The sequence below is a fragment of the Flavobacterium bernardetii genome (assembly GCF_011305415.1).
Classification (GTDB): Bacteria; Bacteroidota; Bacteroidia; order Flavobacteriales; family Flavobacteriaceae; genus Flavobacterium; species Flavobacterium bernardetii.
On record NZ_JAANOQ010000006.1, the window covers coordinates 111765 to 136076 of the forward strand.

A 24312-nucleotide genomic window follows, 5' to 3' on the forward strand; every position below is an offset into this window, starting at 1 on the left:
AATTATTTATTATTACAAAAATTTGAAGTAAAACAACACATAACTAAACCTACAACACACTTCAAATATAAAGAAGTCCCCGTAATTTTTTTCTCTTCATAATTAAATTATTAAACATAAGCGGGGATTTCTTTTTAAAATTAAACACACCCCTGAAAACCATTGGTTTGAATAGATTAATAATATTGAATTTTATCCCATTAAAATTTAAAAAATAAAAATCAATTAAATCATTTAATTAAAGTTAAAAATCACACCAGAAAACAAATGTTTTTTTAACTAATTGATTGAGTTGTTTTTATAAATTATTAACCTTAAAGCTAATTTATGAAAAATTATTACATCATCTTGTTCTTAAGTAGTTTCATCAACTGTTTTTCACAAGTTGGTATTGGAACTACAACTCCAAACGCTGCTCTAGACATTAATTCAAATAATCAAGGATTGCTTACACCAAGAGTAGCTTTAACGGCATCAAATATCGCATTACCTGTTATAAATCCAAATGGAGGTGTGCTGGCTATAAGCACTTTGGTTTACAATACAGCAACTTCTGGAACTTCTCCTAATAATGTTATTCCTGGATATTATTTTTGGGATGGAACAAAGTGGCTTTTACTAACAAGTCAGCCTTCAGCAATTAATCAAGACTGGACAATCTTAGGAAATTCTGGAACAAATTCATCCACTAATTTTATTGGGACTACAGACAATATTGATTTCGTATTCAAAAGAAATAATTTAATTTCTGGAAAACTAACTACTTCAAACACCTCTTTTGGAGTAGAAGCTTTGTCAAATTCAGGTACTACAGCCTTAAGAACTGTGGCAATCGGTGTAAATACGCTTAAAAATTTGACTTCAGGAAGCGATAATGTTGCTACAGGTTATGGCGCTTTAGAAGCTAACACAACTGGATTACAAAATGTTGCGGTTGGTTCATCTAGTTTATCTTTAAACACAAGTGGAAGTTACAATACAGCAATAGGATACAATGCCTTAACAAGAAATGCTTCTGGAATTTTAAATACTGCTGTTGGAAATTCTAGTTTATTCAATAATTTAGGAGGTAACAATAATGTGGGATTAGGATATTCTGCATTACAACGCAACTTTTCTGGTTCTTATAATGTTGGAGTCGGTACAAATGCTATTTATAATAATCAAACCGGAAATAATAATGTTGGAATTGGTGAATCCGCATTAGAAAGAAATACAAACGGTAGTAATAATGTTGCCATTGGAGCTTCAAGTTTATTTAATAATCAATCTTCATCTAATAACACAAGTATTGGTCATGAATCGCAATTAAATAATTTATCTGGACAAAACAATAACTCCTTGGGATATCAAACTTTATTTTCTAATAGTGCAGGAAGTAGCAACATTGCTATTGGTAATCAATCTTTATTTTTAAATAATTCTGGGTCTAGAAATATTGCAATTGGTGAAAATTCTGGAACAAATATTACTAGTGGTAATAACAATACATTTGTTGGTCATAACACAGGAACTACAATAAGCAATGGATCAAACAACACCATAATTGGTTCAAATATTAGCTTGCCCGCAGCAACTTCAAATAATATTGTTTTGGCTGATGGAGCTGGAAATAGAAGAATTAATGTTGATGCCAACGGTAATGTTGGAGTGGGCACTTCAACTCAAACTGTTAAATTGGAAGTTAATGGAGCAGCTGCAAATTCTAGTACTTTTAATGCTGGTGCATCAACAACAATTGACTTAGCAACAAGCAATTTAGCAACTACATCTGCATCTACTAACGCTATTACATTAACCAACCTAAAAGATGGCGCTGCATATACAATTATTTTTTCAAGTACAACTGCTACTGCAGGCAATGTAGTGTTTACGGCAGCAGGTTTTACTTTTGCTTATATGGGTACATTCCCTAGAGTTACAAGTAAAAGACATATTTATAGTATAATAGTTGTTGGAACAGTATGTTATGTTTCAATGTCTGTAGAAAATTAATAACTCAAACCCCATATTACATATGCTTTTTAAAAACAAAAATTTAAAAGTTTTATTTATAATTATTAATTTATTTATAGTTATAAATACTCAAGCACAATTATTTGGTGGACAAATAAGACCAAATCGAATTGTTGGATCAATAGCTGCACTAAACTGTGGTTCAGCTACAAATATTGGCACATTGGTTGGAGGACAAGTTGCTTCGGGCGTAAGTACTTCAATACCATATACAGGAGGAAATGGAGGGTATTATCTTGGTTTGAGTATAGCCTCAACAGGAGTAACAGGATTAACAGCCACACTTACAGCAGGTAACTTTGTTGCGGGTTCAGGAACATTAATATTTACCATTACAGGAACTCTATCAAGTATTACAGGAGGAACAGCTTCCTTTACTATTGTTATTGGTGGGCAAACTTGTGTTTTTACTAGAATAGTTAACCCCGCACCACCATTATGTAATGTTTCTGGCGCTAGCAGAACGCTAACAGGATTTGGAACATTTCCTTTTGGTATAGGATCGGTTACTGCAACTGCATTAAATGGAACAACGACATTTTCATTTACCCAAACTGCTTGTTCTGTTTCTGTTGCTACTGGTCCATTTTTTTCAAGTAGCAGTTCTGATGGTGATTTACGACTAACTTTTTCTAATCATTTTACCGGTAGAATAATTATTGTGGCAAATGCAATGGGTGGCGAGCAATTATGTGTGACTAATGAAACGAGTGGATTAGCTGTAACGCCAACACTAACGGCAGCTTGTAGAACATTTATTTCAGGAAGTTGCGTTCGATGTACTTGGTTAGGAGCATCTGATGCTACAGGAAATGTAGGCTCAGGTCACGGAACTATGAGCTATAACATAAATAATTCCGCATCTGTTTTGTTAGATTTTAGTGCTTTTTCTGGAGCTAGTAATAATGGTACGATTTATTCTGTACAACTTATATGTAATTGACAAAAACCAGTTGGGTAAAATATTTTGATGTAATTACACTACCATTTGAATTCAAATCTTGGACTATCGAATGAAAAAAATGGATAATAATCATAAAAAGCTATGAGTATTATCCATTTAACTAATTTAACAACACAAAATATGAAAAATAAAATTAAAGAAATACTAACTGAACTAGATTATATAGAACTTACTCTTCTGTTGGTTTTCTTTTTTTGTATAAGTACAGCTATGTTTTTATTTTATAATTTATAACTATCCTTTTAAGGAGATTACTCTTTTTTTGTGCTTTTCTTAAGAATCGAATAAATAGTAATTCCAAAACCAATTAACACCACTGTTGGCGCTAATCTGATTCTTCTGAAATTATACACTTCTTCATTGAAAACATTTGGGTTTTCGTTTGCACCACCGCTCATTAAAATGAAACCTATGGCAATCACGACTAATCCGATAATTAATATTTTATAATTCGCAGCACCGAATAAAAATTCCTGCTTGTTTGTATCTTCTTTCATAATTTTTTTACTTGACTCTTTTTACTTTTTACTTGGCTCTTTTTACTTGACTCTTCTAGTACAAATCGTCCGTTCTTAAATTTAAGAAACGTGTAGTTGCAAAATACGTACTCAACCAAGTGATAATTATTCCAACTAATAAAACGCCTAGAGCTACAATTCCAAGAGAAGTATAATCTTTTGCTATTCCTAAAGTTGGGAACATTCCATCGATATAAAACGCTAAAATAACTATACCAATAATCGCTAAAACAGCCCCAATAATTCCTAGCAAAATACTTGTTTTGATAAATGGCATTCTAATGAATGATTTGGTTGCGCCAACCATTTGCATCGTTTTAATGGTAAATCGGTGGGAGTAAATCGACAAACGAATCGAACCATTAATTAACAACATTGCAACAAAAGTTAAAACCGCACTGATAATTAAAATCCAAAAACTAATTTCAGTTACGTTTTCGTTGACTAATTCTACTAATTCTTTATCGTAAATGATATCAGAAATATTTGCGTTTCGTTTAAATTCATTTTCTATTTTGGTGATTTCTGCTTTGGTTACATAGTCACTTTTTAAATGAATATCAAACGAGTTTTGAAGTGGATTAAATCCTAAAAACTCCATAAAATCTTTACCTACTATATCTGGATTGTTTTTAGCTGCTTCGTCTTTTGTTACAAAATCATATGATTTAATGAATTTCGAATTTTTCAATTCCGTATCAAAAGCATTTAAAATAGTATCATTGGCTTCGTCTTTAAAGTACACACTCATAGGAATGTTTTCTTTAAAATCATTCGAAATTTTCTCAGAATTAATCACAAATAATCCTAAAGCGCCTAATAAAAACAGCACTAAAAAAATACTAAAAACTACCGAAAAATAAGAAGAAATTAATCTTCTGCGTTGATATTGCTCAAACGATTGTGCCATAAATTTTATAATTATGCTGTAAAAATAGTAAAGAAATTTTGTTTACACAGAATATAACAACAAAGTTTTAACTTTAGTATATAAAAATGTAAATTTGCAACCGAATTTTTGTTTCAAGTTTTATATGACTTAATCACTTTTAACCTGAAACCTGAAACCTGAAAACTAGAACATGAAATACCACCACGAAAAAATCGAAGCCAAATGGCAACAATATTGGGCAGAAAATCAAACTTTTGCTGCAAGTAACACATCTGATAAACCAAAATATTTTGTTTTAGATATGTTTCCTTATCCTTCGGGAGCAGGCTTACACGTTGGGCATCCGTTAGGGTATATTGCTTCCGATATTGTCGCTAGATATAAAAGACATCAAGGTTTTAATGTGTTACATCCACAAGGTTACGATTCATTTGGTTTACCAGCAGAACAATATGCGATTCAAACGGGTCAACATCCAGCAGATACGACTCGCATGAATATTGAAGGTGGAATCGATAAATCGGGAAATACGATTCAAGGGTACAGAAATCAATTAGATAGAATTGGTTTTTCTTTTGATTGGAGTCGTGAAGTTCGCACATCGAATCCAGATTATTACAAACATACCCAATGGATTTTCATTCAATTATACAATTCTTGGTACAATAAAAATTCAGATAAAGCAGAAGATATTTCGACATTAGTTGCGATTTTCGCCTCAGAAGGAAATGCGAATGTTAATGCGGTTTGTGATGATAATATCGCCCCATTTTCAGCAGCAGAATGGAACGCTTTTACGTCTGAAGAACAACAAAAAATCTTATTACAATATAGATTAACCTATTTAGCAGAAACCGAAGTAAACTGGTGTGCGGCTTTAGGTACAGTTTTAGCGAATGACGAAATTGTAAACGGCGTTTCAGAACGTGGTGGACATCCCGTAGTTCGTAAGAAAATGACACAATGGAGTATGCGAATTTCTGCTTACGCGGAACGTTTATTACAAGGTTTAAACGAAATCGATTGGAGTGAATCTATCAAAGAATCACAACGTAACTGGATCGGAAAATCGGTTGGAGCGATGGTTTCTTTCAACGTGAATAATCACGATGCAAAAATTGATGTCTTTACCACTCGACCTGATACGATTTTCGGAGTTACGTTTATGACATTAGCACCAGAGCATGATTTGGTCGCACAAATTACAACTCCAGAACAAAAAGCTGCGGTTGAAGCATATGTAGAAGCTACAGCAAAACGTTCAGAACGTGAAAGAATGGCCGACGTTAAAACCATTTCAGGAGTTTTCACAGGTGCTTATGCGGAACATCCGTTTACAAAAGAACCTATTCCAGTTTGGATTGGCGATTACGTATTAGCCGGTTACGGAACTGGGGCTGTTATGGCCGTTCCTTGTGGTGACGAACGTGATTATGCTTTCGCGAATTTCTTCAAAGGAACCAACGGAATGCCAGAAATTAAAAACATTTTCAACCAAGATATTTCAGAAGCCGCTTACGGAGAAAAAAGTGGTTTCGAATTAGTACATTCTGATTTCTTAAACGGATTAGACTACAAAAACGGAACGAAAAAAGCCATTGCAGCTTTAGAAGAAATTGGAGCAGGAAATGCAAAAGTAAATTACCGTTTACGTGATGCTGTTTTCTCTCGCCAAAGATATTGGGGTGAACCTTTTCCAGTATATTATGTGAACGGTTTGCCACAAATGATTGATAAAAAACACTTGCCAATCGTTTTACCAGAAGTAGAAAAATATTTACCAACCGAAGACGGCCAACCACCATTAGGTAACGCGACAGTTTGGGCTTGGGACTCTGAAAACAATGCAGTTGTTAACAATGATTTAATTGATGACACGAAAGTTTTCCCATTAGAATTGAACACGATGCCAGGTTGGGCAGGTTCTTCTTGGTATTGGATGCGTTATATGGATGCTCACAATACAGAAGATTTTGCAAACGAAGAAGCCTTAAAATACTGGGAAAGTGTAGATTTATACATTGGTGGAAGCGAACACGCCACCGGACATTTATTATATTCTCGTTTTTGGAATAAATTCTTAAAAGACAGAGGTTATGCTCCAACCGAAGAACCATTCAAGAAGTTGATTAATCAGGGAATGATTTTGGGAATGAGTGCTAATTTTTATAAAGTTGTTTTTGAATTAAAAATCGATGGAAAAATTCAAGAGAATCTTTTGAAATATGATATTACAAAAATCATTGTTCCATTAAATTTAATCAACCAAGATTCTGAAAAATTAAAAAATATTATTTCTGAGAAATATTTAAAAAATTCTCTTTTGGCTGTTGAAAAAACACTTAAAAAAGAAGGTGTTTCCTATAAAGAAATAGACTTATCGATATTTGGCTATCAACAATCAAAAGTAGATTTAGCTTGTATCAATGACGTCACCAACGAATTAAACATTGAAGCATTCAAAAATCATCCATTATATTCCGACTATTCAAATGCAGAATTCATTTTAGAAGATGGAAAATACATTGTGGGTCGTGAAGTAGAAAAAATGTCGAAATCGAAATACAATGTGGTTTCGCCTGATGATATTTGTGAAGAATATGGTGCAGATACCTTACGTTTATACGAAATGTTTTTAGGGCCTTTAGAGCAATCTAAACCATGGAATACAGCAGGAATAACAGGAGTTTCTGGTTTCTTGAAAAAATTATGGAGGTTATACTTTGACGATAATGGTTCAGTGATTGTTAATGACGAACCAACGGCAGAAATGTACAAATCTTTACATAAAACCATTAAGAAAGTAACGGAAGACATTGAGAATTTCTCATTCAACACGTCGGTTTCTCAATTTATGATTTGCGTAAACGAATTGCAACAATTAAAATGCAATCACCGTGCGATTTTAGAACCATTAGCGCTTTTAGTTTCGCCTTATGCGCCACATATTGCCGAAGAATTATGGTTAGGATTGAAAGATTTAAAAATTGAAGAATTGAAAGATTATGAAGGAATATCTAAACAACCTTTTCCAAAATTTGAAGAAAAATATTTAATCGAATCTGAAAAAGAATATCCAGTTTCGTTTAACGGAAAAATGCGTTTCACCATTAAGTTACCGTTAGATTTAACAGCTGCTCAAATTGAAGAAATCGTAATGGCCGATGAAAGAACACAAGCGCAATTACAAGGCAGAACGCCAAACAAAGTGATTATCGTTCCAGGAAAAATTATTAATTTAGTTGGTTAGCCGTTTTGTCTCACTGAGCGGAGTCGAAGTGTCTTTATAAATTAACCGCAGATTCGCAGATTATTTTCTGTAAATCTGCGGTTTTTTCATGTAACAAAATTTCGTGTTATTCTACTAATTAAAAAAATAAAGATGAAAATAGTACGACTTTTATTACTTCTATTTTGTTTGAATTTAAATGCTCAAGCGAATGATATTGCTGTTGAAAAAGACCATTTTAAATTATTTGTTGGAGCGGGTGCTTCATTTAATAACGGTTTTGAAATTAATTCTTACTTAGCTAAAAACAATATTCAAACCATAAATCCAGTTCAAATTAATGCTAATGCTGGTGTAATTTACTATTGTGATGATGCGGATGTAGACTTAGGATATGAATTATTTGCATCTGGAGATAGCAACGAAAAAACAAAAAATAGATTTATTTCGAATGGAATAAAATTGAGATCTCATTATGTTTTTCAAATTGTGAAGAATTTTGAAATTGGCACGGGTTTTAATATAAGTTATGCCAAACGCAAATTAGCCATTTACTATACTGATTATACTTTAGATTTTAATAATTTATCAACAGGAGTCAATGGAAATCAGATTTCCTTGTTTAATGAAAAAGCGTTTATTGGACCTTCATTTTGTTTAAAATTTAAAGAAGTTGGAAGAAGACACCAACAAACTAAAGTCACTTTTTCTTATGAATTTCCAATAAATAATAAACCTTGGGAAAGTAGTTTTCTGCAATTTGAGAATAAAATTTTCGAAAAAAAACAGAAATCAATTTCTAATAAATGTATCATTTGCTTTATAAGTAATTATTTTAATGTCAACTTGTCATTTTTAAAATTTGGCTCATAATTTGATGCTTATTTTGTAACTTTAAATTTTTAAAATTAAAAACTATGTTTGATTTACCTTACATGATAATAATTGGAGTAATTGCTCTATTTAGTTGGTTAGTAAGTTCGCGCTTAAAAAGTAAGTTTGAACATTATTCAAAACTTACCTTAAGAAACGGAATGTCTGGTGCTGAAATTGCAGAAAAAATGTTGGCAGATCACGGAATTAGTGATGTAAAAGTGATTTCTACTCCAGGAAGATTGACCGATCATTATAATCCTACAGATAAAACCGTAAACTTATCAGAAGCGGTTTACAACCAACGTAATGCGGCTGCGGCTGCGGTTGCAGCTCACGAAGTTGGACACGCCGTTCAACATGCACAAGCCTACGAATGGTTAACGATGCGTTCTAAAATGGTGCCTATGGTTAATGTGTCGTCAAGTATGTCGCAATGGTTAATTATGGGTGGAATTATTTTAGGTTTTGCTTCAAAATCTGGAATTGGATTTTATGTCGCTGTCGCTGGTTTGGCTTTAATGGCTGTAGCAACGGCTTTCAGTTTCATTACTTTACCAGTAGAATATGACGCAAGTAACCGTGCTTTAGCTTGGTTGAAAAATAAAAATATGTTAGGTCAAGAAGAATATGCTGGTGCAGAAGATTCCTTAAAATGGGCTGCCAGAACCTATTTAGTTGCCGCTTTAGGTGCTTTAGCTTCGTTACTATATTGGGCATATAGAATTTTAGGCTCAAGAGATTAATTTCTTAAAATAAAACAAAAAAGTCCGTCAATTCATTTTGACGGACTTTTTTATACTCGAAAATCCCAAATCCCAAATCCCAAATCCCAAATCGTAAATTATAATTGTATTTGTCTTTCTATTTGTTGCTCCAATGAAATATAAGTTTCTGTTCTAGAAACGCCATTGATGCTTTGAATTTTTTGGTTTAATAATTGCATCAAATGTTCGTTATCTCTGCAAATAATTTTGGTTAAGATACTCCAATTTCCCGTGGTATAATGCGATTCTAAAACTTCTGGAATTTTTTTCAATTCTTTCACCACATCAGGATTATTGGAAGCTTTTTCTAAATATATTCCAATAAAAGCCATCGTTTTATAACCCAAAACTTTATTGTCTACTACATATTTCGAACCAGAAATTACGCCAGCTTGTTCTAATTTTTTCAAACGTTGATGAATCGCCGCACCTGAAATTCCGAGTTTATTTGCAATTTGAAGAATCGGTTTTCTGGCATCTTCCATTAAGTTACGAAGAATTTCTTTGTCAATTCCGTCAATTTCAATTTGTAAGTGATTTATCTTCATAGCTTATAATTTTAAATAAAAAATCCGAAATAAGTTACTATTTCGGATTAAAGTTATGAAATTTATTTAAATCTATTACATAGAATAATTATATCCAAAATAAGGCACTTCGAATTCTTTAAATAAAACACCGTACGCTTCTAGTTCTTTTAAAATAGGTTCGTACACTTCTTTTGAAATTGGTAATTGTACGCCAGCCGTAGTAATTTCTCCATTTAATATTTTTAAGGCTGCGATAGCAACAGGTAAACCAACTGTTTTAGCCATTGCCGTATAGGTTTGATCGTCTCCTAAACAAACCATTGTAGAATCTATTTGTTTTTCTTCGCCATTGATTTCGTATCCAAATTTATGATACATCACAATCATGTCTTTATCATCAGATTGTAACGTCCATTTGTCAGCTAGTATTTTTTCTAACATTTGTGCTGGAGTGGCATTTTTTAAACCTGAAATTGCGGTTTTACTTAATAAATCTAGTTCTAATAATTTATCCCAAATAACATCATCTTGGTCGATTTTTAATTGATGTCTGAATTTAATTTCTACAGAATCTGTTGGATGATAAGGTAAAAATAAATTCACAAACTCTCTATTACTCATGGTTTCAGAATCGTCCACGATAAATGTATCGTCTGTCATTCCTAATTGCACAAAAACGTCCCAAGCCTTTGAAAATCCTACTCTTCTAATGGTTCCGCGATAACATGTTTTGGTATCATCCAAACCATATATTTCACGATATTTTAAAGAATCTCTATTCGCGTAAGCTTCAAATCTTCCGAAACCATCTACTTCTAAAAACTCTGTTCTTCTGAACAATTTATTATATGGAATGTATTTATATTTTCCTTCTTGTATGAATTTTGCAGCACCACCTTGTCCGGCTAAAACTACATTTCTTGGATTCCAAGTAAATTTGTAATTCCATAAATTGTTATCACTTTCTGGAGCTACTAATCCTCCACAAAACGATTCGAAAAGAATGATTTTTCCACCTTCGCTTTTGATTTCGTCCATAATTTTCATGGCACTCATGTGGTCTATCCCTGGATCTAAACCAATTTCGTTCATTAAAACGATATTGTTTTCTTTCGCCACAGCGTCTAAAGCTTGCATTTCTGCACTGATATAAGAAGCAGTAACCATATGTTTTTTAAACAAAACACAGTCTTTTGCCACTTCAATATGCATGTGAGCTGGCAACATAGAAATGACTACATCTGCTTGTTGAATTTCTTGTTTTCTTTGGTCGGCATTAAAAACATCAAAAGAAATGGCTCTTGAATTTTTATGATTTCCCGTTTTCTTTTTGGCTAAATCTTCAGACAAATCACCAATGGTAACAAATAAATTTTCTGCTTCCGACTTGTCTAATAAATACTTTATAAGTGAAGAAGCAGATCTTCCTGCTCCTATTATTAAAATCTTTCTCATTGTTTCTTTGAAATATCACACGAAGGTAATAAAATGTTGTATTTCTAAAAAATAAAACCATGAATTTATAAAAAAAGTTGTTTTGAAGTTTATTACATTTGTGCTAAATTTAAATAAATCCATGGAAAAGAAGATTTTATTAGCCGCATGTATATTAGGGTTTTTAGCCATTATTTTTGGCGCTTTTGGCGCACATGCTTTAAAGAAAGTATTAACTCCAGAACAATTAATTTCTTTTGAAACTGGTGTGAAATATCAAATGTATCACGCTTTATTCCTATTATTTATTGGAATGACACAAATAATAACTTTAAAAGAGAAAGCCGTTTTGTTTTATTTGGTTTTGGTTGGCGTTTTATTTTTTTCGGGTTCGATTTACATTTTAACAACAAGTACGATTACTGGAATTAAATCTAAAATAATTGGACCAATCACTCCAATCGGTGGTTTATTTCTAATCCTTTCTTGGGGATATTTATTTTACGCAATTTTAATGAAAAAATAACAGAAATCGTTTATTTGTCAAATTATTGTTTAATTTTGCACTTTAGATAAAAGCAACATAACTTATTTATTTTATGAATACATACGATCAATCTACGAAATCGATTTCGTTAGAAAAATATGGAATCAAAAATGTTAAAGAAATCGTTTACAATCCGTCATACGATTTATTATATGACGAAGAATTAAGCGACAAACTACAAGGCTTTGAAAAAGGACAATTAACTGAACTTGGTGCGGTTAATGTAATGACTGGTGAATTCACGGGTCGTTCTCCTAAAGATAAATACATTGTTAAAGATGCTACAACGGAAAACACAATTTGGTGGAATTCTGAAAAAGCAGTTAACGATAACAAACCTATCTCAACTGACACTTGGAATGCTTTAAAAGAAACTACTGTTTCACAATTATCTGAAAAAAGATTATTTGTGGTAGATGCTTTTTGTGGCGCAAATGAAAACACACGTTTAAAAGTGCGTTTCATTATGGAAGTGGCATGGCAAGCACATTTTGTGACTAATATGTTTATTAGACCAACTGCTGAAGAATTAATGACATTTGGTGAACCAGATTTCGTTGTAATGAATGGTTCAAAAACTTCTTTTAAAGATTTTGCCGCTCATAATTTAAATTCTGAAGTATATGTAGCTTTCAACTTAACAGAAAAAATTCAGTTAATAGGTGGAACTTGGTATGGTGGTGAAATGAAAAAAGGCTTATTTGCCTTAATGAATTACTACTTACCTTTACAAGGAATTTCTTCTATGCACTGTTCTGCAAATAAAGGAAAAGATGGCGATGTTGCTGTTTTCTTCGGATTATCAGGAACAGGAAAAACCACTTTATCTACAGATCCAAAACGTGAATTAATCGGTGACGATGAGCACGGTTGGGATAACGATGGTGTTTTCAACTTCGAAGGTGGATGTTATGCAAAAACTATCGATTTAAGCAAAGAAAACGAACCAGACATTTTTAATGCGATTCGTAAAGATGCGTTATTAGAAAATGTAACCGTAGATGCTAACGGAAAAATTGACTTCAAAGACGGTTCAGTAACACAAAACACTCGTGTTTCTTACCCAATTTACCATATTGACAATATTGTTAAACCAGTTTCTAAAGCTGGTCACGCCAATAAAGTTATCTTTTTAACAGCAGATGCTTTCGGAGTTATGCCTCCAGTATCTAAGTTAACTCCAGAACAAACTAAATATTACTTCTTATCAGGTTTTACTGCTAAATTAGCGGGAACGGAAAGAGGTGTTACACAACCAGAACCAACGTTTTCTGCTTGTTTCGGAAAAGCTTTTTTAACTTTACACCCAACAAAATACGGAGAAGAGTTAGTAAAGAAAATGGAAGAACATAAAGCAACTGCTTATATGGTAAACACAGGTTGGAACGGAACTGGAAAACGTATTTCTATTAAAGACACTCGTGCTATTATCGATGCGATTTTAGATGGTTCTATTGAAAATGCTGAAACTACAGTTGTACCAACATTCAACTTTGTAGTTCCTACATCATTAAACAATGTAGATTCAAACATATTAGATCCAAGAAACACTTATGCTGATGCTTCTGAATGGACCACTAAAGCGGAAGATTTAGCTGGAAGATTCATTAAGAACTTTGTACAATATACAGATAATGAAGAAGGTGCTGCCTTAGTAAACGCAGGTCCGAAATTATAAAAGCATAAACAACCAAAACACTACTTAAAAAACGTCTTGAACATTTCAAGGCGTTTTTTTTGTGACTACAAAAAAAACATAAATACATAAAAAAAAGCGTTCATTTCTGAACGCTTTATATATTTTAAAATAAAGTGAATTACTTTCCTTTATTAACTTCTGCTACATATTTTTCTAATGCGCCTGTCATAGATGGTGTTCCAGGTGCTGGAGCCATGATATCTACTCTTAAGCCGTGATCTAAAGCTTCTTTTTGAGTTGTAGGTCCAAATACCGCAATACGCGTATTGTTTTGCTCAAAATTCGGGAAATTCTTAAATAACGATTTAATTCCAGTTGGACTAAAGAAGGCTAGTACATCGTAATATACGTCTTTTAAATCCGTTAAATCACTCATTACTGTGCGATAGAAAATTCCTTGCTTCCAATCTACTTTTAAACCATCAAGTGTTTGTGGCACATCATGATTCAACTGATCTGTATTTGGTAATAAAAACTTTTCGTCTTTATACTTCTTAATCAGCGGAGCCAAATCAACAAAATCTTTCTGACCGACATAAATTTTACGTTTTCTGTACACCACATATTTTTGCAAATAAAATGCAACAGCTTCCGATTGACAAAAATATTTTAAATCCTCAGGAATTTTATATCTCATTTCTTCAGCTACTCTAAAAAAATGATCTACTGAGTTTTTACTAGTAAATATAATTGCAGTAAAATTATTTAAATCGATTTTCTGAACTCTAATTTCTTTTGCCGAAACGCCTTCCACATGAATAAAAGGTCTAAAATCAATTTTTACCTTAAATTTATTTTGCAGATCATAATATGGAGAATTCTCCACTTTCGGTTCTGGTTGAGAAACCAAAATCGTTTTTACTTTCAAATTTGACATATCTAACAAATTCCTAATTTTTAGTTACCCAATAATACATGAAATAATACGGTGCTATTTCAAGCGTGCAAAGATACAAAATAAAATAAAACAATTTACCAAGTATCATCTTTTGATATGTTTTTACTAAAAAATAATACGTAAAAACGTTATAAAGCAAGAAAACACCGAGTATTACATAGAAAACTTCTTTAATTGGAACCGCATTATAATACAAAACTATATTAACCGGCAACAAAATAAATCCTAAAAAAGCTCTATAATTGGTTTTTATCAAGTTAAATTGATCTACTACACTTTCAGAATCAATCGCTGTTCCTACAATTTTCTCAATTAAAAATTTCGACAAAACAAATACAAAAAGAAAGGTAACAATTTGAATATAAGTAATATAATTGCCCGTTTTAGTGTAATTAAAAAAACTTAAAAGCAGTAAAATAAAGAAGGAAAAGGAAATTAATTGAATGATAAACATAGAAATAGTAAACCAGTTCAACAAGTTATTGGTTTCTTTATATACTTTATTGTATTTATCTGAATAACCTAATTTAACAAACTCATTAAATCGAACAGAAAAGATAGATTTGTTAATCGCAATGATAGCAATGGCTAACACAAATAAAACTGTGGCCCAATCTTTGTTTACTAAAATTCGTTCGGATAATTGCATCATATTCATATCGCAAAAGTAACAAAAAAAATAACTATGAATTAATTATTATATTATTAAGACATTAAATCTAAAAAAATCTTAATTTTGCAACGAAAATAAAATCTCATGTCAGCAGGAATAGTAATTATACCTACATATAACGAAATTGAAAATATAGAACGAATTGTTCATGCCGTTTTTCAGTTACCTTCCACTTTTCACGTATTAATTGTGGATGATAATTCACCCGACGGCACTTCTCAAAAAGTAATTGAATTGCAACAACAATATGCGGGAAAATTATTTTTAGAAGTTCGTACGAAAAAATCTGGATTAGGTACTGCATATGTACATGGTTTCAAATGGGCTTTATCTCATAATTATGAATATATTTATGAAATGGATGCCGATTTTTCTCATAACCCAAACGATTTAGAGAAATTATATTTGGCGTGTCAAAACGGAGCAGATGTAGCAATTGGTTCCAGATATTCTAAAGGTGTGAATGTAGTAAACTGGCCGTTGAACAGAGTTTTAATGTCGTATTTTGCTTCTGTTTATGTGAAGTTTATTACCGGAATGCAAATTCATGATGCTACAGCAGGATTTATTTGCTACAAAAGAAATGTTTTAGAAACGATAAACATTGATAAAATCAAATTTGTGGGTTACGCCTTTCAAATTGAGATGAAATACCGTGCTTTTGTGCACAAATTTAAGATTGAAGAAGTGCCAATTATTTTTACCGACAGAACTTTAGGTGAATCTAAAATGAGTGGTGCGATTATAAGAGAAGCCGTTATTGGCGTGATTATGTTACGAATTAGAAAAATATTTAACAGACTATAAATGAGCACGTTTTTAATTAAAAATGCAAGAATTGTAAATGAAGGGAGCATCTTTGAAGGAGATGTATTAATTGAAAATGAAATAATAAGTCAAATTGCGGATAGTATTAGTCCTAAAACTTCAAACTGTGTCATTATTGATGCAGAAGGTAGTTTTTTACTTCCCGGTGTGATTGACGATCAAGTACATTTTAGAGAACCTGGATTAACGCACAAAGGCGATATTTCTTCGGAAAGTAGAGCTGCTGTAGCTGGTGGAATTACTTCATTTATTGAACAACCTAACACCGTTCCCAACGCTATTACTCAAGAATTACTTGAAGATAAATATCAAATTGCTTCAAAAACTTCTCATGCGAATTATTCGTTTATGATGGGTGGTACAAATGATAATTTAGAAGAAGTTTTAAAAACCAATCCGAAAAATGTTGCTGGAATCAAATTATTTTTAGGTTCATCAACCGGAAACATGTTGGTTGACAATCCAGAAACGTTAGAAAAGATATTTTCTTCCACAAAAATGCTAATTGCAGTTCATTGTGAAGATGAAGCAACAATTAAAGCCAATTTAGAGAAATACATTGCCGAATATGGTGATGACATTCCTGTAAACAAACATCATTTAATTCGAAGTGAAGAAGCCTGTTATTTATCGTCATCAAAAGCAATTGAATTAGCTCAGAAAACGGGCGCTCGTTTACATATTTTCCATGTTTCTACAGCCAAAGAGACAGAATTGTTTACAAATAAAATTCCGTTAGAAGACAAAAAAATTACGGCTGAAGTGTGTGTACATCATTTATGGTTTACCGATAAAGATTACGACACTAGAGGAAATTTAATCAAATGGAATCCGGCAGTAAAAACACAAACTGATCAAGATGGTTTATGGAAAGCTTTGCTTGATGACAGAATTGACGTTATTGCAACAGACCACGCGCCTCATACTTTCGAAGAAAAACAGAACAAATATACAAGCTGTCCAAGTGGCGCACCAATGGTACAACATGCTTTAGTTGTCATGATGGAAGCGTATATTAAAGGTAAAATTTCTGTAGAAAAAATTGTAGAAAAAATGTGTCACAATCCGGCTAAGATTTTCAAAATAGAAAATCGTGGTTTCATCAAAGAAGGTTATTTTGCCGATTTAGTTTTAGTGAATCCGCATATGCCTTGGAACGTGAAAAAAGAAAATATTTTATATAAATGTGGTTGGTCTCCTTTAGAAGGAATTAATTTTAAATCACGTATTTCGCATACCTTTGTTAACGGAAAATTGGTTTATGCCAATGGAAAAGTAAAAGATGTAATTGCAGGACAACGATTAACTTTTAACAGAGAATAGTTATGAAAAAAGTCATTTATTTATGTGTTGTTTTGACAATTTTCGCTTGTAGTGAGAATCCCGTTAAAAAGCCAAAAGTTTTATTAGACGAAGAAACGATGGAAAACATTTTGTTTGATGTTGCCGTTTTACAAGCAACTAAAGCTAATTCTCCAGAAGTTTTACAAACCAACAACATAGATTCAAAAGACTTTATATATAAAAAATATAAAATTGATAGTGCCACATATCATCAAAACAACAGATATTATGCAGGTGATGTGCGAAAACACAAACATATGCACAAAAGAATTTTAGCACGTTTAGAAGAGCTAACACCTAATAAGACAGCAGATTTAAATGATCTTAAATAAACAAAAAAGGCGACCAAATAGTGTCTAACTTTTTGGGGGTAGTGCAATGGTCGCCTTTTTTATTATACTAATTGTTTCGTAATTACAGTATCAATTGAATTCCACAGTTGAATTCTCATTTGTAAAGAATCGTGTGCAACTTGCTTCACATCAGCCCATTTTTTCGGACAATCTCCACATAATTCATCAATCATTTTCATGGCCATTGGTCCGTGTTCATCAGCATCTAATTCGATATGTCTTTCGAAATAATAAATAAGTTTTGATAAGTTTACGGTTGGAAAATTCACTTGGAAGTTTCTTAATATTTCGGTAAACATATTCGGAATTAAATCTTCTCTACCAAATGTAAATGCTGAAGCAATTTTATGCGGCTCCCCTTCTTCTACAATCGTAAAAGTATAATTTAAAAAAGCCTTTACTTCTTCTGGTAATTTCGAAGCTTTAATCGAAACAAATATGTTTTTTGTTTTCTCTACATTATCTAAAAAGTCGAAAATATGATTTGTAGTCGCACCACATTCGTTCATCGCATCGATATACATTTCGAAATGGCTTTGTCTTTTTCCATCGAAAGAAATATCCGTTTCTTCTGCTACTACAATTTCATTAATTAAATATCTAATTTCCGGATTTCCAATTGGTTTCCACGGAATAGATACAGAGGTTAAATGAATTTGCAATCCTTTTAACAACGACATAAAATCCCAAACGGCAAAAATATGATACTCTAAAAAAACGTGTAACTCTTCAATTGAAGTCACATTTTTATAAAGCGAATGGTTTAATAACTCTTGTTTTATATCTTCAATACTGTTTTTAACTTCTTGTGTGTTCATCTTACTTAAAATTATTTGATCTATTCTTACTTACGTAATTTTGCATTATAAAGTTTAGCAAAAATAAAAATGCTTCTCTAAAAAGAGAAGCATTTTTAATCAATTTTATCTATTTCTTAATTCAAAACTTAATATTTGTCATTCTGAACTTGCTTCAGAATCTAAATTTCGAGAAGCTGAAACAAGTTCAGCTTGACAATAGCATTGTGATATTATTTAAATGCTGGGAAACCTGTAACGTCCATTCCTGTAATTAATAAGTGAATATCGTGTGTTCCTTCATAAGTTACAACTGATTCTAAATTCATCATATGACGCATGATAGAATATTCACCTGTAATTCCCATTCCGCCTAACATTTGACGTGCATCACGCGCAATTGTTAAAGCCATATCAACGTTGTTTCTTTTCGCCATAGAAATTTGAGCAGTTGTTGCTCTTCCTTCATTTCTTAGTACACCTAATCTCCAAGTTAATAATTGTGCTTTTGTGATTTCAGTAATCATTTCAGCCAATTTCTTTTGTTGTAATTGTGTGGCACCAATTGGTTTATCGAATTGAATTCTTTCTTGAGAATATCTTAAAGCCGTATCATAACAATCCATTGCAGCACCAATAGCACCCCAAGCGATTCCGTAACGCGCTGAATCTAAACATCCAAGCGGCGCACCTAATCCAGATTTATTTGGTAATAAATTTTCTTTAGGTACTTTTACGTTATCAAAAATAAGTTCACCAGTTGCTGAAGCACGTAATGACCATTTGTTATGTGTTTCTGGAGTTGAGAAACCTTCCATTCCTCTTTCTACGATTAAACCGTGAATTCTTCCTTCTTCATTTTTTGCCCAAACTACAGCAATATCTGCGAAAGGTGCATTTGAAATCCACATTTTAGCACCATTTAAAAGATAATGATCACCCATATCTTTATAGTTAGTAATCATGCTTCCTGGATCTGAACCGTAATTTGGCTCTGTTAATCCGAAACAACCGATCATTTCACCAGTAGCTAATTTTGGTAAATATTTCATACGTTGTTCTTCGTTTCCGTATTTCCAAATTGGATACATTACCAATGAAGATTGTACAGAAGATGTTGAACGTACACCAGAATCACCTCTTTCAATTTCTTGCATGATTAATCCGTAAGAAATTTGATCTAAACCTGCACCACCATATTCTACTGGGATGTATGGTCCAAAACCACCAATTTCACCTAAACCTTTTACAATTTGCTTAGGAAATTCGGCACGTTGTGCAAAATCTTCAATAATTGGAGAAACTTCTTTTTTTACCCATGCTCTTGCAGCATCACGTACTAATTTATGCTCTTCTGATAATAAATCGTCTAACAAATAGTAGTCTGGCGATTGAAATAAATCTGGCTTCATATGTGTTTGTTTTTTAAAAAATCAATTTGAATTGCAAAAGTAATTATTTTTTAACAAATGTAAATTGATTTGTTAGATTTATTGAAGAACAAAAGTTAAAAATACAGTCAAGCATCAAATTTATTTTTATTAATACTGTATTTTTGTCGGAAATTTTATTGTAAATATTTTTTTCAAAACTTTATATACGAATTTTAATAAGTCGCCGTTATCCTATTTTCAAAAAACATTAAATGAAAAACATATTACTAGTTGATGACCATCCTTTCATTTTGGACACATACGTGACTATGCTTAAAAAAACAAATTCATTTAAGTTTGAAAATTTCTTAGAAGCCACATCAGTAGAAAAAGCCCTTTCTATAATTAATGAAGAAAAAGAAATTGACATTGCTCTTTTTGATATTAGCATGCCTAAAAACAGCATTTCGAACATTGAAGACGGTATTGATTTAGCTTTGCATTTTAAATCAAAACACCCAAATGCAAAAATAATTTTCATAACAATGCATACAGAATTTTACATTTTGTTAAAAGCTGTACATCTTGTTAATCCAGAAGTTTTTATCTCAAAAAATGACGTTGATAATTTTACTTTCACAGCTATAATAGATTCTCTAAAAAAAGACAAACTGTTTTATAGCGAAGAAATGTTAGAAGTTTATAAATGGGCAAATCAAACAAAAATAAAACTGGACCAATATGATTTTCAAATTTTATCGCTAACAAATAAGGGTGTTAAAACAAAAGAATTAATAAATAGTTTGCCTTTATCTTTAAGCGCTATTGAAAAAAGAAAATCCAACATTAAATTAACTTTAGCTGATTTTAAGGGAATTAAAATCTAAAAATCAGTTAAAAAAATTGTGGTATTACCGTAATTTTTTCTGAATTGCTTTTTGTAGTATTGCACTTACAGTGTTCAGGTCAGGACTAAGTGCACGTAGACAAGAAGATGACATTGTTTTAAGAATATAAAACCAATTATATAATTTAGAAATTAAAATTATGTAATTAGAAAGTATAAAAAAAGACAAGTTTGAACCATTTAAAAAAATGAAATTCAAAATATATTAAAAATTGTTGGTGGAAAAGTGGTTGAAACGACTAAAAACGGAGGTGCAACTTGTGATGAAGTTAATTACGGAACAAAAACAAGAGGTATTACTGACGGAGCTGGAACATCAATTGACTATAGAGAGTGGTCAAATTAATTAACAAGAGGCTTTTTTAAGCCTCTTTAATTTTTAAAATTAAGTCAAATGAGAATTAAATTTTTCTATTTATCAATATTCTTTTTCATAAAGATAATAAGTAGTGATCAGACAGTTAAAAATGAATATGATATATATTTACATAATGTAGATAAAGCTAATGCCCTTGATGAAAATGGAAATTATCCTGAGGCATTAAAATATTATAATTTAAGTATTGAATTTGCAAAAAAACATTCAGAAATAAATATTTATGGGCATCTATATATGGCTAAAGCATCAATATATTTCAAAATTAATAAATCTAAGCAAGGAATAAGAGAAGTTGAAAACGCAATTATTGCAGGGAGTGAATTAGAAGTTATTGATTATGATTATTTTTTTTCTGATTCAATTTCAAATAAAATTAATAAGGTGATTTCACCTAAATATTTTGATTTAATAAAAAAGAAATTTCAAATGATGAAAAATCCTGAAGCTTTTATTGAAGTTGAGAAACTTATTAAAATAGACCAATTTTACAGAGTTAATGAAAGCTTGTTTTTATCTACAGTTAAACAAAAAAATGATGCTTTTTGGGATTCTTTTAAAATTACAGATTCAATAATAGCGTTAGAGTGTGTAAGTTTAGTTAAAAAATTTGGTTGGAAAAACGAAATGTGGCCTATAATGTGGCATAATAGAGATACGTACAAACAAGCGAATGATTTTTGGAATTTTATGATTCCTTATATTAACAAGGAGATAGATAAAGGAAATTTGCCTCATTCTTTTTTTGCTATTTATGAAGATTATATCAGTAAAGAAAAAACAGGATTCACAATTTACGGAACATTGCCTTTTAAGGTTGATAAAAACACAGTAAATATTAAGAGAGCAGAAGTTTTTTTACCAGCATTACCAGATGATGTAATAGATAGTTTTAATAAAGGATGATAGTTAATATTCAAAGTGAAAGTGATGACAGAAGTACTGACGATGTGATTACTTGGATAAAACACTTATTTACACATATTGAGCTAAACTGTATTTTTGGAGAAATAAATGTAAATGACATAAATATAGGTCTTTCAAATAAAGGAATAACGTATAAATTAGGTAAATACGAAGTTAATGAAAAGAGTACCTTTTGGTATAGAAGAGGTATTGTTGATTTTAATAGAAATAAGATTTGTTCGGATTTAAAAATTGAAAAAAATTATAACTAAAGATTCAAATGCAAAAATATTCGTCTATGCTGGTATAGATCATATTTTGGAAACAAATCCTCCAAAAAAAAGAATGGCAGAATACTTCAAGGAACTAACCGGAATTAATCCTGTGACGCTAAACCAAATAAAAATAACTTCTGATATTCCAACCGAGTTTGAGATTTTCTCATCAACAGATTTTAATACATTTAATGGATTGGCTACAAATGTTGATTTTTATATTGTAAACAACATAAAACCTTCGCTAATAGATGTATATAAAGACGAAGAATTTGGAAAACTAAACCTAAAATTTAAAAAACTTATAATTAATAAAAAGGAAAATACATTAGTTAAAATTTACAATAAAAACGAATATAATAAACTAAAATTTAACGCTATTCCAATTTCTATTTTCATTTATGACATAGAAAACACCACTATTGAATTCCCAAAAGGAAACTATTTTATTAAATTTTCTACGTTAAAAAACGATTCGTTGTTTGAAGATTTTATAACTGTTGATTAGAATCCAAAATAGTATATAAATTCCTCAATCACATACAAGCCGATAGCAACGATTCCGGTTCAACTTGTTTAAAAGAAAATCCAATAATAAATTAACTTTATCCTATTTTAAGGAAATTAAAATCTAAAAAAATAAGTTATAAAATTGCGGTTTTCCCGTAATTTTTTCTGAATTCCTTTTTGTAGTATTGTCAGATTCATAAAACAGCAAAAAAACGACGCTTATTGTCTTTTACTTATTCTAAACAGACCTAGAAAAGTTTATCATTGTTTATGAATACTTACTATTAGTAATTTAAAAAACAATAAGATGGTTACTCTTCTGAACAAATATTTAGATAAAAATGGTTATAGTAACCAGAAAGAATCATTAGAAGATTTATTTTTATCTCATCCCAATTATCCTAGCCTATTTGCAATTAAAGATTCTCAAAATTTGCTTCTATTGAGAACATAGCCATTAAGGCTTCTAAAGAACAATTTTTGGATTTACCAGATAAATTTTTGGCCGTATATGAAAATAACATTGTGAATGTCAATAAAACCTCAACATCCATAACAATTGAAACAGATTGTAAAAAAACAAAAACAGAATTTTAGATTGCATCCCAAATTAATTAATTTTAAAAAATAAACAAAATGCTAAATCTGCTAAAAAAATGGTATACTTTATACATTGCGGTTTCATTCATAATCATCATTCAAAGTGTTGTTTTTGAATTTGTTAACATATATGGAATTAATACTTCCCTATTAACGTTCTATAACATCATTTTTTCAACTCTTTTACTGATATGTTTTTGGTTTTTTGTGAATCAAATCGTAGTAAACAAAATTAAATTTGAAAAAGAAATAAAGGAATTAAAAAAATTTAAAAGGAATTTCAATTTTTTCCAATTTCATTATAAAAGTATTGACGAATATGATGGTTTTGACGAATTAAAAGGGATAACATTTGGCAAGAAAAACAGTTCTACACAATTAACACTAATATTAAACCCAAGTTGCAATACTAGTCGTGAAACATTTGAAGAAGCCTATGAGGTTTTTCAAAACTATTCTGAAAAAATCTATTTAAATATTCTTTTTAATGTTAATCCTAGCAATACAGAAAATCCTAATAAATCAGTTGCGGAAAATTTGCTAGCTTTAAATGAACAAGATCCAGAAAAAGCGAAAGAAGCTATAATAGATTGGTATATTAACCAAACCGATTTAAAAACTTGGAGAAGAAAATGGAACATTGAAATACCACATTTACTTACCAACAAACAATTACAGAACCAATATTTTTGGTGTTTGAAAAATGAATTTAACAACACACCTATAAAAATAATTAACGAAAATTTATTTCCTGATGAATATAATATAGGTGAATTAAAATTCTTTATTACTGACTTTCAAAAAGAATTTAAATATGAAGAATCATTAAAAGCAGTATAACCAATTTAAAGAAATTGATAATTAAACAACTGAGAAAAATGAGCAGAAATCAATTAAAGGTGGAATAGCCATCGATTTTAGTCAATTTTGCTCATGCCAGTTTTACCAATTCACAATGAGTCAATCACAATGCTTAGCATTACCAAGATTTCAAAAACCGATC

At 31.1% G+C, this 24312-nt stretch carries 23 protein-coding genes; 15 read left to right on the top strand and 8 right to left on the bottom strand.

The window, feature by feature from the left end; translation table 11 throughout:
* The first annotated feature begins 327 nt into the window (after nt 1-327).
* Together G6N05_RS11635 and G6N05_RS11640 are read left to right on the top strand one after the other, a co-directional pair.
* Nucleotides 328-1995, top strand: a complete 1668-nt coding sequence (locus G6N05_RS11635; protein ID WP_166129258.1) for a beta strand repeat-containing protein — start codon at nt 328-330, stop codon at nt 1993-1995.
* A gap of 22 nt (nt 1996-2017) precedes the next feature.
* A complete protein-coding gene (locus G6N05_RS11640; RefSeq protein WP_166129261.1) occupies nt 2018-2959 on the top strand; it encodes a hypothetical protein in 942 nt (313 codons plus the stop codon).
* Nucleotides 2960-3231: 272 nt separating this feature from the next.
* Here the strand turns inward: G6N05_RS11640 and G6N05_RS11645 are convergent, their stop codons facing one another.
* A complete protein-coding gene (locus G6N05_RS11645; protein ID WP_166129265.1) occupies nt 3232-3477 on the bottom strand; it encodes a DUF3098 domain-containing protein in 246 nt (81 codons plus the stop codon).
* Between the two features lie 55 nt (nt 3478-3532).
* The gene (locus tag G6N05_RS11650; RefSeq protein ID WP_166129270.1) at nt 3533-4408 is read right to left on the bottom strand and encodes a cell division protein FtsX; all 876 of its coding nucleotides are present in this window, start codon (nt 4406-4408) and stop codon (nt 3533-3535) included.
* Between the two features lie 172 nt (nt 4409-4580).
* Here G6N05_RS11650 and G6N05_RS11655 point away from each other — a divergent pair, with 172 nt between their 5' ends.
* From G6N05_RS11655 to G6N05_RS11665, 3 genes are all read left to right on the top strand, one after another.
* Complete coding sequence (locus G6N05_RS11655) at nt 4581-7640, top strand: leucine--tRNA ligase (RefSeq protein ID WP_166129274.1); 3060 nt, start codon at nt 4581-4583, stop codon at nt 7638-7640.
* 132 nt (nt 7641-7772) lie between these two features.
* Complete coding sequence (locus G6N05_RS11660; RefSeq protein ID WP_166129278.1) at nt 7773-8492, top strand: hypothetical protein; 720 nt, start codon at nt 7773-7775, stop codon at nt 8490-8492.
* 44 nt (nt 8493-8536) lie between these two features.
* The gene (locus G6N05_RS11665; RefSeq protein ID WP_166129283.1) at nt 8537-9238 is read left to right on the top strand and encodes a zinc metallopeptidase; all 702 of its coding nucleotides are present in this window, start codon (nt 8537-8539) and stop codon (nt 9236-9238) included.
* 98 nt (nt 9239-9336) lie between these two features.
* On the opposite strand, the gene G6N05_RS11670 is transcribed toward G6N05_RS11665, so the two are convergent.
* The gene (locus G6N05_RS11670) at nt 9337-9807 is read right to left on the bottom strand and encodes an Lrp/AsnC ligand binding domain-containing protein (protein WP_166129287.1); all 471 of its coding nucleotides are present in this window, start codon (nt 9805-9807) and stop codon (nt 9337-9339) included.
* Between the two features lie 75 nt (nt 9808-9882).
* Entirely contained in the window at nt 9883-11244 is a 1362-nt protein-coding gene (locus tag G6N05_RS11675; RefSeq protein WP_166129290.1) for a saccharopine dehydrogenase family protein, read from the bottom strand.
* 121 nt (nt 11245-11365) lie between these two features.
* Between G6N05_RS11675 and G6N05_RS11680 the strand changes: the two genes are divergently transcribed.
* The gene (locus G6N05_RS11680; RefSeq protein ID WP_166129294.1) at nt 11366-11749 is read left to right on the top strand and encodes a DUF423 domain-containing protein; all 384 of its coding nucleotides are present in this window, start codon (nt 11366-11368) and stop codon (nt 11747-11749) included.
* Between the two features lie 73 nt (nt 11750-11822).
* Nucleotides 11823-13448, top strand: coding sequence for a phosphoenolpyruvate carboxykinase (ATP) (gene pckA / locus G6N05_RS11685; protein ID WP_166129299.1), 1626 nt, complete (start codon nt 11823-11825; stop codon nt 13446-13448).
* 139 nt (nt 13449-13587) lie between these two features.
* On the opposite strand, the gene G6N05_RS11690 is transcribed toward pckA, so the two are convergent.
* On the bottom strand, nt 13588-14337 hold the full coding sequence (locus G6N05_RS11690; RefSeq protein WP_166129701.1) for a uroporphyrinogen-III synthase: 750 nt from the start codon (nt 14335-14337) through the stop codon (nt 13588-13590).
* 22 nt (nt 14338-14359) lie between these two features.
* Entirely contained in the window at nt 14360-15019 is a 660-nt protein-coding gene (locus G6N05_RS11695) for a DUF4271 domain-containing protein (RefSeq protein ID WP_317167485.1), read from the bottom strand.
* 105 nt (nt 15020-15124) lie between these two features.
* Here G6N05_RS11695 and G6N05_RS11700 point away from each other — a divergent pair, with 105 nt between their 5' ends.
* From G6N05_RS11700 to G6N05_RS11710, 3 genes are read left to right on the top strand one after another with little or no spacing between them, the layout of a single operon-like run.
* The gene (locus tag G6N05_RS11700) at nt 15125-15847 is read left to right on the top strand and encodes a polyprenol monophosphomannose synthase (RefSeq protein WP_166129307.1); all 723 of its coding nucleotides are present in this window, start codon (nt 15125-15127) and stop codon (nt 15845-15847) included.
* A complete protein-coding gene (locus G6N05_RS11705; protein WP_166129311.1) occupies nt 15848-17191 on the top strand; it encodes a dihydroorotase in 1344 nt (447 codons plus the stop codon).
* A 2-nt stretch (nt 17192-17193) separates the two neighbouring features.
* Nucleotides 17194-17544, top strand: coding sequence for a DUF4296 domain-containing protein (locus tag G6N05_RS11710; protein WP_166129314.1), 351 nt, complete (start codon nt 17194-17196; stop codon nt 17542-17544).
* A 62-nt stretch (nt 17545-17606) separates the two neighbouring features.
* Here G6N05_RS11710 and G6N05_RS11715 read toward each other — a convergent pair whose 3' ends face one another.
* Together G6N05_RS11715 and G6N05_RS11720 are read right to left on the bottom strand one after the other, a co-directional pair.
* The gene (locus G6N05_RS11715) at nt 17607-18383 is read right to left on the bottom strand and encodes a DUF3050 domain-containing protein (RefSeq protein ID WP_166129318.1); all 777 of its coding nucleotides are present in this window, start codon (nt 18381-18383) and stop codon (nt 17607-17609) included.
* 212 nt (nt 18384-18595) lie between these two features.
* Nucleotides 18596-19774: an acyl-CoA dehydrogenase family protein gene (locus G6N05_RS11720; protein WP_166129323.1), complete on the bottom strand. Its 1179-nt coding sequence runs from the start codon at nt 19772-19774 to the stop codon at nt 18596-18598.
* Between the two features lie 233 nt (nt 19775-20007).
* On the opposite strand from G6N05_RS11720, the gene G6N05_RS11725 reads away from it, so the two are divergent.
* The 5 genes from G6N05_RS11725 to G6N05_RS11745 all read left to right on the top strand — a co-directional run bounded on the left by G6N05_RS11725 (nt 20008) and on the right by G6N05_RS11745 (nt 24149).
* Nucleotides 20008-20622: a response regulator gene (locus G6N05_RS11725; RefSeq protein ID WP_166129328.1), complete on the top strand. Its 615-nt coding sequence runs from the start codon at nt 20008-20010 to the stop codon at nt 20620-20622.
* Nucleotides 20623-21036: 414 nt separating this feature from the next.
* Nucleotides 21037-21924, top strand: a complete 888-nt coding sequence (locus G6N05_RS11730; RefSeq protein WP_166129332.1) for a hypothetical protein — start codon at nt 21037-21039, stop codon at nt 21922-21924.
* Nucleotides 21921-22196, top strand: a complete 276-nt coding sequence (locus G6N05_RS11735) for a hypothetical protein (protein ID WP_166129336.1) — start codon at nt 21921-21923, stop codon at nt 22194-22196. Before G6N05_RS11730 ends, G6N05_RS11735 begins: the two co-directional genes overlap by 4 nt.
* The gene (locus G6N05_RS11740) at nt 22177-22707 is read left to right on the top strand and encodes a hypothetical protein (RefSeq protein ID WP_166129341.1); all 531 of its coding nucleotides are present in this window, start codon (nt 22177-22179) and stop codon (nt 22705-22707) included. The genes G6N05_RS11735 and G6N05_RS11740 overlap by 20 nt, the downstream gene beginning before the upstream one ends.
* Nucleotides 22708-23345: 638 nt before the next feature.
* On the top strand, nt 23346-24149 hold the full coding sequence (locus G6N05_RS11745; protein ID WP_166129344.1) for a hypothetical protein: 804 nt from the start codon (nt 23346-23348) through the stop codon (nt 24147-24149).
* Nucleotides 24150-24312 lie beyond the last annotated feature (163 nt).

Coding starts and splice junctions, on each gene's coding strand:
- G6N05_RS11635 (WP_166129258.1), top strand. CDS start 328: ATGAAAAATTATTACATCATCTTGTTCTTAAGTAGTTTCATCAACTGT.
- G6N05_RS11640 (WP_166129261.1), top strand. CDS start 2,018: ATGCTTTTTAAAAACAAAAATTTAAAAGTTTTATTTATAATTATTAAT.
- G6N05_RS11645 (WP_166129265.1), bottom strand. CDS start 3,477: ATGAAAGAAGATACAAACAAGCAGGAATTTTTATTCGGTGCTGCGAAT.
- G6N05_RS11650 (WP_166129270.1), bottom strand. CDS start 4,408: ATGGCACAATCGTTTGAGCAATATCAACGCAGAAGATTAATTTCTTCT.
- G6N05_RS11655 (WP_166129274.1), top strand. CDS start 4,581: ATGAAATACCACCACGAAAAAATCGAAGCCAAATGGCAACAATATTGG.
- G6N05_RS11660 (WP_166129278.1), top strand. CDS start 7,773: ATGAAAATAGTACGACTTTTATTACTTCTATTTTGTTTGAATTTAAAT.
- G6N05_RS11665 (WP_166129283.1), top strand. CDS start 8,537: ATGTTTGATTTACCTTACATGATAATAATTGGAGTAATTGCTCTATTT.
- G6N05_RS11670 (WP_166129287.1), bottom strand. CDS start 9,807: ATGAAGATAAATCACTTACAAATTGAAATTGACGGAATTGACAAAGAA.
- G6N05_RS11675 (WP_166129290.1), bottom strand. CDS start 11,244: ATGAGAAAGATTTTAATAATAGGAGCAGGAAGATCTGCTTCTTCACTT.
- G6N05_RS11680 (WP_166129294.1), top strand. CDS start 11,366: ATGGAAAAGAAGATTTTATTAGCCGCATGTATATTAGGGTTTTTAGCC.
- pckA (WP_166129299.1), top strand. CDS start 11,823: ATGAATACATACGATCAATCTACGAAATCGATTTCGTTAGAAAAATAT.
- G6N05_RS11695 (WP_317167485.1), bottom strand. CDS start 15,019: ATGATGCAATTATCCGAACGAATTTTAGTAAACAAAGATTGGGCCACA.
- G6N05_RS11700 (WP_166129307.1), top strand. CDS start 15,125: ATGTCAGCAGGAATAGTAATTATACCTACATATAACGAAATTGAAAAT.
- G6N05_RS11705 (WP_166129311.1), top strand. CDS start 15,848: ATGAGCACGTTTTTAATTAAAAATGCAAGAATTGTAAATGAAGGGAGC.
- G6N05_RS11710 (WP_166129314.1), top strand. CDS start 17,194: ATGAAAAAAGTCATTTATTTATGTGTTGTTTTGACAATTTTCGCTTGT.
- G6N05_RS11715 (WP_166129318.1), bottom strand. CDS start 18,383: ATGAACACACAAGAAGTTAAAAACAGTATTGAAGATATAAAACAAGAG.
- G6N05_RS11720 (WP_166129323.1), bottom strand. CDS start 19,774: ATGAAGCCAGATTTATTTCAATCGCCAGACTACTATTTGTTAGACGAT.
- G6N05_RS11725 (WP_166129328.1), top strand. CDS start 20,008: ATGAAAAACATATTACTAGTTGATGACCATCCTTTCATTTTGGACACA.
- G6N05_RS11730 (WP_166129332.1), top strand. CDS start 21,037: ATGAGAATTAAATTTTTCTATTTATCAATATTCTTTTTCATAAAGATA.
- G6N05_RS11735 (WP_166129336.1), top strand. CDS start 21,921: ATGATAGTTAATATTCAAAGTGAAAGTGATGACAGAAGTACTGACGAT.
- G6N05_RS11745 (WP_166129344.1), top strand. CDS start 23,346: ATGCTAAATCTGCTAAAAAAATGGTATACTTTATACATTGCGGTTTCA.